Origin of the sequence: Anderseniella sp. Alg231-50 (genome assembly GCF_900149695.1) — a bacterium.
Lineage (GTDB): Bacteria > Pseudomonadota > Alphaproteobacteria > Rhizobiales > Aestuariivirgaceae > Anderseniella.
This window is the reverse complement of sequence record NZ_LT703003.1, coordinates 1,059,153-1,071,561: the sequence shown is the minus strand read 5'-3', so window position 1 is coordinate 1,071,561 and position 12,409 is coordinate 1,059,153. Positions and strand designations below refer to the sequence as shown.

At 57.6% G+C, this 12,409-nt stretch carries 14 protein-coding genes; 10 read left to right on the top strand and 4 right to left on the bottom strand.

Annotation, left to right across the window (positions count from 1 at the left end; genetic code table 11):
* The first annotated feature begins 2 nt into the window (after positions 1 to 2).
* Genes DHN55_RS05095 through DHN55_RS05085 form a run of 3 tightly spaced genes read left to right on the top strand, consistent with a single transcriptional unit; the run spans position 3 to position 1,289 of the window.
* Positions 3 to 692, top strand: a complete 690-nt coding sequence (locus tag DHN55_RS05095) for an LON peptidase substrate-binding domain-containing protein (RefSeq protein WP_337660240.1) — start codon at positions 3 to 5, stop codon at positions 690 to 692.
* Entirely contained in the window at positions 689 to 922 is a 234-nt protein-coding gene (locus tag DHN55_RS05090; RefSeq protein ID WP_108880268.1) for a Trm112 family protein, read from the top strand. Before DHN55_RS05095 ends, DHN55_RS05090 begins: the two co-directional genes overlap by 4 nt.
* Entirely contained in the window at positions 915 to 1,289 is a 375-nt protein-coding gene (locus DHN55_RS05085; protein WP_108880267.1) for a gamma-butyrobetaine hydroxylase-like domain-containing protein, read from the top strand. The genes DHN55_RS05090 and DHN55_RS05085 overlap by 8 nt, the downstream gene beginning before the upstream one ends.
* A gap of 9 nt (positions 1,290 to 1,298) precedes the next feature.
* Here DHN55_RS05085 and DHN55_RS05080 read toward each other — a convergent pair whose 3' ends face one another.
* Complete coding sequence (locus tag DHN55_RS05080; RefSeq protein WP_108880266.1) at positions 1,299 to 2,543, bottom strand: FAD-dependent monooxygenase; 1,245 nt, start codon at positions 2,541 to 2,543, stop codon at positions 1,299 to 1,301.
* Between the two features lie 45 nt (positions 2,544 to 2,588).
* On the opposite strand from DHN55_RS05080, the gene DHN55_RS05075 reads away from it, so the two are divergent.
* The 6 genes from DHN55_RS05075 to DHN55_RS05050 all read left to right on the top strand — a co-directional run bounded on the left by DHN55_RS05075 (position 2,589) and on the right by DHN55_RS05050 (position 9,736).
* The gene (locus DHN55_RS05075; protein ID WP_108880265.1) at positions 2,589 to 3,455 is read left to right on the top strand and encodes an acyl-CoA thioesterase domain-containing protein; all 867 of its coding nucleotides are present in this window, start codon (positions 2,589 to 2,591) and stop codon (positions 3,453 to 3,455) included.
* Between the two features lie 191 nt (positions 3,456 to 3,646).
* Positions 3,647 to 3,985, top strand: a complete 339-nt coding sequence (locus tag DHN55_RS05070) for a P-II family nitrogen regulator (RefSeq protein WP_108880264.1) — start codon at positions 3,647 to 3,649, stop codon at positions 3,983 to 3,985.
* A gap of 11 nt (positions 3,986 to 3,996) precedes the next feature.
* On the top strand, positions 3,997 to 5,322 hold the full coding sequence (gene amt, locus DHN55_RS05065; RefSeq protein WP_108880263.1) for an ammonium transporter: 1,326 nt from the start codon (positions 3,997 to 3,999) through the stop codon (positions 5,320 to 5,322).
* Between the two features lie 286 nt (positions 5,323 to 5,608).
* The gene (locus tag DHN55_RS05060) at positions 5,609 to 8,143 is read left to right on the top strand and encodes a DNA translocase FtsK (RefSeq protein ID WP_337659935.1); all 2,535 of its coding nucleotides are present in this window, start codon (positions 5,609 to 5,611) and stop codon (positions 8,141 to 8,143) included.
* Positions 8,144 to 8,258: 115 nt separating this feature from the next.
* Positions 8,259 to 8,921 (top strand): LolA family protein, encoded by a 663-nt coding sequence (locus tag DHN55_RS05055; RefSeq protein ID WP_337659934.1) that lies wholly within the window; start codon positions 8,259 to 8,261, stop codon positions 8,919 to 8,921.
* Positions 8,922 to 8,941: 20 nt separating this feature from the next.
* Positions 8,942 to 9,736 (top strand): exodeoxyribonuclease III, encoded by a 795-nt coding sequence (locus DHN55_RS05050; RefSeq protein ID WP_337659933.1) that lies wholly within the window; start codon positions 8,942 to 8,944, stop codon positions 9,734 to 9,736.
* A 19-nt stretch (positions 9,737 to 9,755) separates the two neighbouring features.
* Here the strand turns inward: DHN55_RS05050 and DHN55_RS05045 are convergent, their stop codons facing one another.
* Together DHN55_RS05045 and DHN55_RS05040 are read right to left on the bottom strand one after the other, a co-directional pair.
* Complete coding sequence (locus DHN55_RS05045) at positions 9,756 to 10,238, bottom strand: cyclic nucleotide-binding domain-containing protein (RefSeq protein ID WP_108880259.1); 483 nt, start codon at positions 10,236 to 10,238, stop codon at positions 9,756 to 9,758.
* A 155-nt stretch (positions 10,239 to 10,393) separates the two neighbouring features.
* On the bottom strand, positions 10,394 to 11,080 hold the full coding sequence (locus DHN55_RS05040) for a response regulator (RefSeq protein WP_108880258.1): 687 nt from the start codon (positions 11,078 to 11,080) through the stop codon (positions 10,394 to 10,396).
* An 86-nt stretch (positions 11,081 to 11,166) separates the two neighbouring features.
* Here DHN55_RS05040 and DHN55_RS05035 point away from each other — a divergent pair, with 86 nt between their 5' ends.
* Positions 11,167 to 11,694: a L,D-transpeptidase family protein gene (locus tag DHN55_RS05035; protein WP_337659932.1), complete on the top strand. Its 528-nt coding sequence runs from the start codon at positions 11,167 to 11,169 to the stop codon at positions 11,692 to 11,694.
* Between the two features lie 3 nt (positions 11,695 to 11,697).
* Here DHN55_RS05035 and DHN55_RS05030 read toward each other — a convergent pair whose 3' ends face one another.
* On the bottom strand, positions 11,698 to 12,372 hold the full coding sequence (locus DHN55_RS05030; protein ID WP_108881717.1) for a YggS family pyridoxal phosphate-dependent enzyme: 675 nt from the start codon (positions 12,370 to 12,372) through the stop codon (positions 11,698 to 11,700).
* Positions 12,373 to 12,409: the final 37 nt, after the last annotated feature.

Genomic DNA, 12,409 nt, shown 5'->3' with positions numbered 1-12,409 from the left:
TTTTGAAAGCCAATGACGAGCGCTACCAGTCAGCCGCAGACCTGCCGGAAACACTGCCGATATTCCCCTTGCCCGGCGCGTTGCTGTTGCCTGGCGGCGATCTGCCCCTGAACATTTTTGAACCAAGATACCTGGAGATGGTTGCAACGGCACTGGCCGGAAACCGCCTCATCGGCATGATCCAGCCGCGCAACATGGAAACAGAGCGCGACCTGGACCCGGAAGGCGCCGTGCCGCAGTCCGAACTGTACGAGGTCGGGTGTGCCGGCAGGATCACCTCGTTCATGGAAGTTGAAAACAACCAGGTGCAAATCATTCTGACAGGCATTTGCCGCTTCAAGATTTCTGAGGAAGTGCCGTCGCAAAGCCCGTTCCGCATGGTACGTGCAGACTATGACGAGTTCCTGGTTGATCTCACCGACGAGAATGAAACCATCGGCGAGGATCGCGAAAAGCTGCTGGACAGCCTCCGGCGGTTTCTCGATGCCCGCTCCATGCAGGCCGACTGGGACGAAATTCGCGAAGTTTCCACATCCACGCTGATCAACACGCTGTCCATGATCGGGTCCTTCACTGCCGGTGAAAAGCAGGCATTGCTGGAAGCGCCGAACCTCAAGCAGCGCACCAGGACACTGATGGCCCTGGCCGACATGTCGACCGGGTCCGACAGTGGCGAACGGGTCGTGCAATGACAGACAATACAAGCCCGCAAGGCCCGGCCGACACAGACAACAGCCGCCAGACTTATCGGCGCGCCAGCGCGCAGTTGCTGGAAATGCTGGTGTGCCCCCTCACGCACGCAACTTTGAAATATGACATCGAGACCCAGGAACTGATCTCGGAGCGCGCCCGGCTCGCCTATCCGATCCGCGACGGCATTCCGATCATGCTCGTTGAAGAGGCGCGAATTCTGGATGACTGAGACAAGCAATAATACCACGGTCTGGGTTGAGGAAATCCGCCTGAGCGATGCTGGCCGTTCGCTGAATGTCACATTTGATGATGGTGAAAAACACTCACTGTCGGCCGAGTATCTGCGCGTTGAAAGCCCCAGCGCCGAAGTACAGGGCCACAGCGCGGACCAGAAAACCTGCGTCGGCGGCAAGGCCGGTGTGGCCATCATCAAGATTGATCCGGTGGGAAACTATGCGGTCCGGCTGACATTCGACGACATGCATTCAACCGGCATATTCAGCTGGGACTACCTTTTGAAACTGGGACGTGACCGCGATGTTATCTGGTCTGCATACCTGGAGCGGCTGGAAGCTGAAGGCAAGTCCAGAACATAATAACCGCAGCTAGTCCGGCTCGCCGCGCAGCAGGCGCGGCTGTTTTCCGGCAATCCCGGCGGCCTGATCCATGAAAAATGCCTTCAATGGCGGCAGCCGGTCGACAAGTTTCAGCCCGGCCTGCCTCAAGGTTGCAACCGGCAATGCGGCGTTGGAGAACAACCGGTTCAACCCGTCACAGGCCGCCGCCACCATAATCGTATCTGCCCGGCGCCATTCTTCGTAGGCCTTCAGGCAGCTCTGCCCTCCCGGATCCAGGCCACGCCTGACATGATCTCCAAGACAATCGCTCAGGGCGGCGATGTCACGCAGACCCAGGTTGAAACCGAGGCCCGCTATGGGATGAATAACATGCGCGGCATCTCCGATCAGCGCCAGCCTCTGTCCGATGAACGTCCTGGCGATCTGAACCGACAGGGGCCAGGCGGCATGGTCTGACGCCAGTTTCACCTCACCCAGATGACTGCCGAACCTTTGCTTGAACTCATCCAGGAATTCAGGCTCCGGCAACTGCATGAGGCGCTCGGCATCTTTGCTCTGTTCGGTCCACACAATCGAGGACCTGTTGCCACTCAATGGCAGGATCGCAAACGGCCCGGCTTCACGGAAATGCTCTTCTGCCCGGCCGTGATGGGGCAGTTCGTGTTCCACCGTCATGGCGATACCGGACTGGTCATAGTCCCACCTGACCGTATCGATACCGGCGGCCTGGCGGGCTCTTGAATTCCTCCCGTCCGCGGCGATGATCAGCGGCGCTGAAAATGTGCGTCCGTCTGTTGTCGTGACACGCGCCGGCGATGCGGAGAAATCAAATGTGTCAATCGCGGTATTGCCCATGAAGCTGATTTGCTCGGTCTGTTGAACCTTTCCGATCAGGGCGGACAGCAAGGTGGCGTTTTCAACCATCCAGGCCGATGCCGATCCAGCTTCCCCGGCTTCAAGAAAACTCAGCAGGGCCGGCCTGTTGTCGGCATCGTTCTTGCCGTCGGTAACAATGATCTTCTCAAACGCTTGAGCCTGCTCTGCAACGGCGTCCCAGACACCTAGTGTCTGCAGCATGGTGCGCGAACTCTTGGTTATCGCAGAACCGCGCGCATCGGCAGTGGTATTTCTGGAAGCGAGTTCGGGACCGGCATCCACAATCAGGGTTTTCAGGGGTATGGACAAATAATCCCCTGACAGGGCAAGACCACAGGTCAGGCCGGCAAGTCCACCGCCGATTATAATAGCGTCATATGGCTGCTGTGATTTCACAAGGTTCCTTTTTGGCCGGATACGGCCTTGCAGAAAGAATACTGAATGTCCGAATACGATGAAGTGGTTGCCAGTTTCAATCTTGAACGGCTGGATGACAACCGGTTCCGTAGCCGCAGTCCGCAATTCGGCTGGCGGCGCATTTACGGCGGACTTTTGTTGTCGCACGGTTTAAGGGCCGCGCAAATGACCATGGATGACCCGCAGCGCAACCCGCATTCTGTGCACGGTTACTTCCTGCGGCCGGGATTGATTGATCAGCCGCTCGAACTGCAGGTAGAGCGCTTGCTGGACGGGCGCTCCATCGCCAATCGCCGGGTCACCATACTGCAGGGCGGCAAGCCGGCCTTCTGCCTGCAGGCCTCGTTTCGAAAACCCGGCTCCGGCTTGCTGCACCACCCGGCAATGCCGGATGCAGATCCACCGGAAGAGTTGCCCGACGAGACCGAGATTGCCGCACTTTACGCATCGGTATTACCTGCCGGAGCGCAAAAATACCTGGCCCGCGAAAAGGTGTTCGAGTTGCGCCCGGTCAACCATCAGTTGTTTGTTCATCCGGACCCCGACCGTCCTGAATCCAGCCTGACCTGGGCAAGGCTTCGAACAACACAGCAACCGGCCGGTGACATGTCATGGGCCCTGCTGGCCTATCTGTCCGACATGACGGTTCTGAACGGCAGTCTTCATCCGCATGGACGTAACTTCTTTGATGCCGATATTACCATGGCCAGCCTTGATCATGCCCTGTGGGTACACAATCCGCCTGACTTTTCAGACTGGCTGCTGATGAGCCACGAAGCGATGGGCAATGAAGCCGGTATGGGGCTGGGCAGGCTCAGCCTGTTCAACCGGACTGGAACCCTGACAGCCAGCGTCGCACAGCAGGGATTCATCAAAATCAATAACGCCTGATTATTAGGCATTATATCAATACTGTGTAATTTTTAGGCAAATTATCCCAATTAAAATTCCCTGCACCTTGTTTTTCATAAGCTTATTCAAAAGGTTACGAAAATCACGCTGTTTGGCACGGTGCTTGAAATGCATCTCCATTGACGCTGTCGGTTCGAAGCCGGCAGCGATGGGTAACATGGGAGATGCAAATGAAATACATCATCTCGATCATCAAGCCTCATCGGCTGGAGGAAGTGCGCACCGCATTGTCCGCCATTGGTGTTGAGGGCATGACCGTGAGTGAGGTCAAGGGGCATGGGCGCCAGAAAGGTCACACGGAAATCTACCGTGGGGCCGAGTATGAAGTGTCTTACCTGCCCAAGATTAAAATCGAGCTTGCACTTGAAGACAAGATTGCAGCCAAGGCTGTGGAAACCATTACCGAAGCCGGCCGTACCGGCCAGATCGGTGATGGAAAGATATTCGTTCTGGATCTGGACGGTGCCGTGCGTATCCGCACCGGCGAGTCCGGCGAAGAAGCACTGTGAGGGCAACAGATATGAAGCTTTATCAAAAATTCGCGCTGGCGGCGACGCTGGCAATCGGTGCCGTCGCGGGAAGCGACGTCGCGTTTGCGCAGGCAAGTACCGAGGCCACCGCAGATGTAAAATACATCCTGTCGTCGCTGCTGTTTCTCATTGGCGGCTTTCTGGTCATGTTCATGGCGGCCGGTTTCGCCATGCTGGAGGCAGGCCTGGTCCGCTCGAAGAACGTATCCATGCAATGCCTGAAGAACATCGCGCTGTATTCGGTTGCGGGCCTGATGTTCTGGGTGGTGGGTTACAACCTCATGTATGACGGTGTTGTCGCCGGGAGTGGCTGGATGGGCACCCCGACCCCGAAAGTCATACCGGCGACCGACGCCGATGCCGGCAGTTATGCCGCAGGTTCCGACTGGTTCTTCCAGATGGTGTTCTGTGCCGCCACGGCCTCCATCGTGTCAGGCACCATTGCTGAGCGCATCAAGTTCTGGCCGTTCATCATTTTCACGGCCATCCTGACCGGCATTATCTATCCGATCCAGGGCAGCTGGGAGTGGGGTGCCGGCTGGCTCGACGGCATAGGTTTTTCAGACTTTGCCGGGTCGACACTGGTGCATTCAACCGGCGGCTGGGCAGCGCTCATGGGCGCCATCATTCTCGGCGCACGGGCCGGCAAGTACGGTGAAAACGGCCGTATCAACCCGATTCCCGGCTCCAGCATCCCGCTTGCCACGCTCGGCACATTCATCCTGTGGTTCGGCTGGTTCGGCTTTAATGGCGGATCCCAGCTTGCCATGGGCACGATCTCCGACGTCTCTTCGGTGTCGCGCATCTTTGTAAACACCAACCTGGCCGCAGCGGCCGGTGTGGTTGTCGCAATTGTGCTGACCCAGATCGTCTACAAGAAGATGGACGTCACCATGGCGCTCAATGGCGCACTGGCAGGCCTGGTGGCCATCACCGCCGAGCCACTGACACCGTCGCCGATCATGGCCATCATGATTGGTGGTATCGGTGGTGTCATCGTGGTGTTTGCGGTTCCGATGCTCGACAAGCTGAAGATCGACGACGTGGTTGGCGCCATTCCGGTTCACCTGCTGGCAGGCATCTGGGGCACCATGGCCGTACCGCTGACCAATTCTGATGCCACCTTCTATGCACAGGCGGTCGGCGTCATAGCGGTGGGGCTGTTCGTGTCTGCCTCAAGTGCCGCGGTCTGGATGATCCTGAAAACCACCATCGGCATCAGGGTCAGCCCCGAGGAAGAACTGGAAGGTCTCGACAAGGGAGAAGTCGGTGTCGAAGCCTATCCGGAATTTGCGCGCGGCGGATCTGCAATCTAGTCCTTGCAAAGAGCGTCGGTGGATGCCGCCGGCGCCCGGTATTCAGCCCCGGAAGCAGCACTGCTTCCGGGGTTTTTCATTGCCTGCAGCCTGTCAAAACTTAACGACACCTTAACCATGTCCGGACCACAATCGCACTGATACCCATTTATCGCGGCTGAAACCTGCTTTTCAGCCTGTTGACCCGTGCACGACCGGAAGTTCCAATATGCCTCGAAGCCGTACCGCAAAACCCGCACAAGCAACAATACCCCAGGGATTGAAGCTGTTTGTCCGCAGGCGACTGATGGAGCTGCAGGGCCTGGTGTTGCTGGGCTGCCTTGTTGCCCTCACCGTCACGCTGGCGACCTGGTCATCCAGTGATCCGTCATGGAGCAATGCCGTTGAAACCCACGTCCGCAATGCGCTCGGCTATCCCGGAGCGATCATTTCCGACAAGCTGATCAGCTGGTTTGCACTGTCCAACTCGGTGATCATCGCAATCCCGGCGTTCTGGGCGATTACCCTGATATTCCACAACCGGCTCGGCAACTGGCAGACACGCGCACCCTCCTGGCTTGCCGCCATAGTGTCATCCGCCATTGTGCTGGCGTTCCTGCCAATCTCGGACAACTGGCCGATCGGACCGGGTTTTGGCGGCGTTGTCGGGGACAGCGGCGCCATGTTGCTGACGTCCCTGCCCCGTGTGCTTGGATTTGGCTCGGTTGCCACCATCGCCGGTTTCACCGTCGCAATGACCGTTTTCATGTGGACCGCGCTGCTGGCGCTGGGCAGCTCCCCGTCACAGGCCTGGCGCGCCCTGAAATCATTCAAGAAGCCAACCGTCATGATCGGCTCAAAGGCGATCAGCGCATCTACCCGCCTTGCTCATACTGTGGGCAGCCTGCGCGACCGCTACCAGGCCGACGACGAAGACGAGCCGGTGAGACCTCGGCGCCGGCTGTCTGAAAACCTGCGGCGTGAACCTGAGGCCGAGACAGAAACCAGCCTGCTGAGCCGGTTGAAAAGCCGCAAGCAGGCAGGCCAGGATGAAGCAGCCGGCCCGGATCCGGAGGCAAAGCCCATTCCAGCCTTTCTGGCGAGACGGGCGCCGTTGAGCGACAACCGCATCGAGCCCCGGCTCAGCCGCACCGACGAGACCGATCAGCCGGCCGCTGTCCGCGAACCTGCCCTGGACGCCCCGGTGACACCTGCCGGCATCGCAGCGCCGGCAAAAGCCGGCACCCGGGTGCAGGCGGCGGCAAAACCGGTCAAGCAGGGCTCCCGGATTGCCAAGGACATGCAGCCCGACATGCTGCCCAACAATGGCGAGTTCCAGTTGCCGCCGCTCAGCCTGTTGATGGAGCCTGATGCGGCCAATCAGACCAACCAGCTGTCTGCCGACGCGCTGGAGCAAAACGCCCGCATGCTGGAAGGCGTGCTGGAGGACTTCGGCATTCGCGGAGAAATCATAAATGTCCGTCCCGGTCCGGTGGTAACCCTGTACGAACTTGAGCCGGCGCCCGGGATCAAGTCATCCCGCGTCATCGGGCTGGCAGATGATATTGCGCGTTCAATGTGCGCCATTTCGGTTCGCGTTGCGGTGGTGCCGGGACGTAACGCGATCGGTATCGAAATGCCGAATTCAAATCGCGAGACGGTTTATCTTCGCGAACTGCTGGCCTCGCGGGATTTCGAAAAGACCAAGCAGAAACTCGCAATGGCGCTGGGCAAGGACATTGGTGGTGAACCGACATTCGCCGACCTGGCCCGCATGCCGCATCTGCTGATCGCGGGCACCACCGGCTCAGGCAAGTCGGTTGGCATCAACACCATGATACTGTCGCTGCTGTTCAGGCTGCCGCCGGATAAGTGCAAGCTGATCATGATCGACCCGAAAATGCTGGAACTGTCGGTTTATGAAGGCATTCCGCATCTGCTCGCCCCGGTTGTGACGGACCCGCACAAGGCCGTTGTGTCACTCAAATGGGCTGTCCGCGAAATGGAAGAGCGCTACCGCAAGATGTCCAAGCTGGGCGTGCGCAACATCGACGGCTATAACGCCCGCGCCGAGCAGGCGCAGAAGAAGGGCGAGGTGTTTACCCGCCAGATACAGACCGGGTTTGATCCCGAATCCGGTGCCCCGATCTATGAAGAAGAGCAGATGGACCTGTCTCCGATGCCATACATCGTCGTCATCATCGACGAGATGGCCGACCTGATGATGGTCGCGGGCAAGGACATCGAAGGGGCCGTGCAACGACTGGCACAAATGGCACGTGCGGCAGGCATCCACGTGATCATGGCCACGCAGCGCCCATCGGTGGATGTCATTACCGGCACCATCAAGGCCAATTTCCCGACCCGCATCAGTTTCCAGGTAACCTCCAAGATCGACAGCCGCACCATTCTGGGTGAACAGGGTGCCGAGCAGTTGCTCGGACAGGGTGACAATCTGTTCATGGCCGGCGGCGGCCGCATTTCCAGGCTGCATGCCCCGTTTGTGTCCGACGATGAGGTCGAACAGATCGTCGCCTACCTGAAAACCCAGGCCGCACCGGATTATGTCGACGCCGTCACCGAAGACACCGGTGAAGACAGCGGCGGTGGCGGTTTCGATTCAGGCGCTCCCGGCGGCAATTCCGGTGATGAGCAATACGACAAGGCGGTCGCAGTCGTGCTGCGTGACAGGAAGGTTTCCACCAGTTACATTCAACGCAGACTGTCCATCGGGTACAACAAGGCGGCAAGCCTGATTGAACGCATGGAAGAAGAAGGCCTGATTTCAGCTGCGAATCATGCCGGAAAGCGCGAGATACTGGTCGGTGAGGACATGGGCTGATTGGGGCCGGAACACGTTATTCTTACCTATTCTGCCCAATTGTCGCCGTGTTACGCGCCGATGAAGAAACCACACGTTCCGGCAAACTGTTGCCGAACCATCTGGAGGATACCCGTTGACTAAGAAATCCGCACGCCTTGCTTTTTTCATGGGCCTTTGCCTGCTGGTCCCGGCGATGAGCGTTGTACCGGGCAATCCGGGTGTCGCACAAGCCGCAGCGCAGCTGTCCGAAGATGACAATGCGGCGGTCACTCTTCTCAACACCTACCTGAATGAAATTGTGAACATGAAGGGCGAGTTTACCCAGACCAGCCCGCGCGGGCAGATTGCCAACGGCGTGTTCTATATTTCCAAGCCCGGCAAGATGCGGTTTGAATATGCGCCGCCGAGCCCCCTGCTGGTTGTGTCCGACGGCCGCTGGGTCACGGTAAAAAACACCAAACGCAAGAAGGACGACCAGTACCCTCTGTCCGCAACGCCGCTCAAGCTCGTGCTTGCCGGCCAGGTCAACCTGTTTGAACAGGCCATCATCCTGAAGGTCGAATCCCAGGACAATCTCGTTGCCGTCACCATGGAAGAAAAGGACCAGCTTGTCGCCGGCCAGCTCACCATGGTGTTCGACCGCGAAGCCAATGATCTGGTGCAATGGATCATTCTGGATGGCAAGGGCCAGCGCACCACGGTGCAGTTGTCCAATGTGGACAAGGAAGTTCAGCCGGATCCAAAACTTTTTGTGGTCAAACGCAGCAAGGAGCGCAAAACTGGTTCCGATCGTTAACTCACCGAATCGGATCAGTCTTGAGAATTGCTACCTGGAATATCAACTCGGTACGGTTGCGGGCCGGGCTTATAAATCGTCTGCTCGAGCAACACCAGCCCGACATTGTCTGCCTGCAGGAAACCAAGTGCCCGCCGGGCCAGTTTCCGGCATCCGAATTTGCGCCGCTTGGTTATGAATTTATTGCCGAGAACGGTTTGTCTGGCCATCACGGTGTAGCGATCATCTCCCGTGTCCCGTTCGATCAGATGGACATTCATTCGTTCTGCGGACAAAACGACGGCAGGCATGTCAGCATTCGCCTGGCAGACAGCAACCTGACTGTTCACAGTCTTTACATTCCCGCCGGCGGTGATGAACCGAACCCGGACACCAATCCGAAATTCAGCCACAAGCTGGCCTTCCTCGACGAAATGAAGAGCTGGACTTCCACCCACATTTCAAACGGCAATGGCGATCATGTGTTTACCGGCGATTTCAATGTCGCGCCGCTTGAAAGCGATGTCTGGTCGCACAAGCAATTGCTGAAGATCGTGTCACACACCCCGCAGGAAACCGAACGGCTGCTGGACATTCAGAGCAGCAGCAACCTGCATGATCCGATCCGGGCTGAAATACCCGAACCAAGCAAGATCTATTCATGGTGGAGCTACAGGTCGCGCGACTGGCAGGCGTCAGACCGCGGCCGGCGGCTTGACCATATCTGGGTGTCTGAAGGCCTGGCCGGAAAATGCAGCAACGCAGCGATTCTCAAGGACGTGCGCGGCTGGGAACGCCCGTCCGATCACGTGCCGGTTCTGGTGGACATCACCTGATACTTCAGGTGCACAAGCGTCACTCTTCTTCGCGAAGCAGGTCTTCCAGTGGTGAAAGTTCGAACTGCGACTGCACTTCGCTTAACTCGTTGGAGCATACTGCAAGTTGACGGTTGAGCACATCGAGCACCTGCATGCCGACCTCCGGAAACTCCGAGCACAGCCTCAGGAACACCGATTGTTCGATGACAATGGCTTCGATTTCAGTCTTTGCGTTCAAGGTGACCTGGCGCGGTATCCCGGCAATCAGGGACTGCTCACCAAACATCGCGCCGGGTCCCGCCAGCGCCAGCACACCGCCGGTCTCGGGATCAATAACCACACCATCACCCTGTTTGATAATCAGCGCATTGGTTGAAGGATCGCCGGCTTCGAACACCGTGCGACCCGGCGGCACGATCAGTTCATCTGACGAAAACACCAGCGTTTGCAGATGTGCTTCATCGACAGCTGCAAACAACGGCAGCTGTTTCAACAGATCAACTGCGGAGCGTACGCCCATAAATCAGCCTGTCAGTAATTGATCCCGCCCGGGCCAGGATGCCTTTGTGGCTTATGATACGCAAAACCACACACCTGACCGTTCGCAGACAGGTATAGCAACTTAATGGCTCAATATGAACCCATGTGACGATCCGTGTACTTAAGGTACAGACCCTAGGGGACGAGCTTGTAGCCACCGGCTTCGGTCACCAGCAATTGCGCATGGGACGGGTCTGCCTCGATCTTCTGGCGCAGCCGGTAAATGTGGGTTTCCAGCGTGTGTGTCGTCACACCGGCATTGTATCCCCAGACTTCATGCAGCAGCACATCACGGCCAATGACCTGGTCTCCGGCGCGATACAGGAACTTCAGGATCGAGGTTTCCTTTTCGGTCAACCGGATCTTCTTGTTGTCATCCTGCATCAGAAGTTTTGCGCTCGGCTTGAACGTATAGGGTCCGATCTTGAAGACCGCATCTTCGCTCTGCTCGTGCTGGCGAAGCTGCGAACGGATGCGGGCCAGCAGGACCGCGAATTTGAACGGTTTGATCACATAGTCATTGGCGCCGGCATCGAGGCCAAGAATCGTATCGGCATCGGAACTTTCCGCGGTCAGCATGATAACCGGGCCGCGATATCCGTTCTTGCGCATGATCTTGCAGGCTTCGCGCCCGTCAAGGTCCGGCATGTTCACGTCCAGAATAACCAGGTCAACCAGTTCGGATTTCAAATGATTGACTGCAGGCAGCCCGCCATTTACAGCCGTCACTGAGAAATCGTCATGCAGGGAGAACTGCTCGGCTATGGTTTCGCGCAGGGCATCATCGTCATCGACGACGAGAATTTTCTTTTTGGTACTCATTTGTCATGTAGTCCTGATGGAAATATCAATTGCAAATGACTTTAGTTTGATGCCGTCTGCTTTGCAAAGGGCAACAGAGATCACGCATGGGAACTTTTGATCAGGATATCGCGATCAGGCATATAGCTGCAAACGGTCATATTGCCTCTTTAACCATGGGTGAAATGGCATTTTCCTGCAGTATCGGACCGGCCGGTATCACCTACAACAAATCCGAAGGCGATGGCGCGACGCCGGCCGGACGCTGGCCGCTTCGATATGTCATGTACAGGCCTGACCGGATTGCCCGCCCGCTTACCGGATTGCCGGTCGAACCGATTCGTCCCTGTTCAGGCTGGTGCGATGATCCTGCTTCGCGCGACTACAACAGGCCCGTTCGCCTGCCCTGCCCTGACAACCATGAGAAACTGTGGCGCGATGATCATCTGTACGACCTGGTTGTCGTGCTTGGCCACAACGACACACCGCCGGTACCGGGAAAAGGCAGTGCCATATTCATGCACCTGCGCGCGCCCGGCGGCACGCCAACCCAAGGCTGCATTGCCCTTGAACAAAAGCACCTGTGCCATGTGCTGTCACGTTCCGGCCCTGAAACGATTTTACATATCCGCTAGAAGTCAGACCTGCTGGGTCCTGCTGCCGAAAATCGCGCTGCCGACCCGCACATGGGTGGCACCCAATTCAATGGCCGTTTCAAAGTCACCGCTCATGCCCATGCTGAGTTTGGCGAGGCCGTTGCGTTCGGCGATTTCCGCCAACAGGCGAAAATGCGCGACGGGGTCTTCATCAAACGGCGGAATGCACATCATGCCGGTAACCGTCAGGTCGTAGGTTCCGGTGCACAGTTTCAGGAATGCGTCGGCATCGTCCGGCAGGATACCAGCCTTTTGCGGTTCGTTTCCGGTGTTTACCTGAATGAACAGTTCCGGGCTGTTGCCGGCAGACTGGATTTCCTTCGCCAGTGTCCGCGCCAGCTTTTCCCGGTCGAGCGTTTCAATGGCGTCGAACAGGGCCACTGCCTCGCGCACCTTGTTGGTTTGCAGTGGGCCGATCAGGTGCAGACAGGTGTCCGTATAGGCTTGTTTCAATGCCGGCCACTTGCCCTGGGATTCCTGCACCCGGTTTTCACCGAACACGCGATGACCGAGCTTGAGGGCAGGCTCTATGTCACCGGCAGTGAAAGTCTTGGATACTGCGACAAGTGTGACGTCGGCGGCGGACCGGTTGGATTTCATGGCCGCAGCCTCGATTCGGGCCGTCACATCATTATAGCGCTGGGTAATTGTATTCATCTTTATATGACCGTCTTGCTTGCCCGTCAGGTTGCTT

Bases quoted from the DNA above. Each gene is read 5' to 3' on its own strand.
- DHN55_RS05060 (WP_337659935.1), top strand. From the start codon at position 5,609: ATGGAGCTGCAGGGCCTGGTGTTGCTGGGCTGCCTTGTTGCCCTCACC.
- DHN55_RS05075 (WP_108880265.1), top strand. From the start codon at position 2,589: ATGTCCGAATACGATGAAGTGGTTGCCAGTTTCAATCTTGAACGGCTG.
- amt (WP_108880263.1), top strand. From the start codon at position 3,997: ATGAAGCTTTATCAAAAATTCGCGCTGGCGGCGACGCTGGCAATCGGT.
- DHN55_RS05040 (WP_108880258.1), bottom strand. From the start codon at position 11,080: ATGAGTACCAAAAAGAAAATTCTCGTCGTCGATGACGATGATGCCCTG.
- DHN55_RS05085 (WP_108880267.1), top strand. From the start codon at position 915: ATGACTGAGACAAGCAATAATACCACGGTCTGGGTTGAGGAAATCCGC.
- DHN55_RS05035 (WP_337659932.1), top strand. From the start codon at position 11,167: ATGGGAACTTTTGATCAGGATATCGCGATCAGGCATATAGCTGCAAAC.
- DHN55_RS05030 (WP_108881717.1), bottom strand. From the start codon at position 12,372: ATGAATACAATTACCCAGCGCTATAATGATGTGACGGCCCGAATCGAG.
- DHN55_RS05070 (WP_108880264.1), top strand. From the start codon at position 3,647: ATGAAATACATCATCTCGATCATCAAGCCTCATCGGCTGGAGGAAGTG.
- DHN55_RS05045 (WP_108880259.1), bottom strand. From the start codon at position 10,238: ATGGGCGTACGCTCCGCAGTTGATCTGTTGAAACAGCTGCCGTTGTTT.
- DHN55_RS05090 (WP_108880268.1), top strand. From the start codon at position 689: ATGACAGACAATACAAGCCCGCAAGGCCCGGCCGACACAGACAACAGC.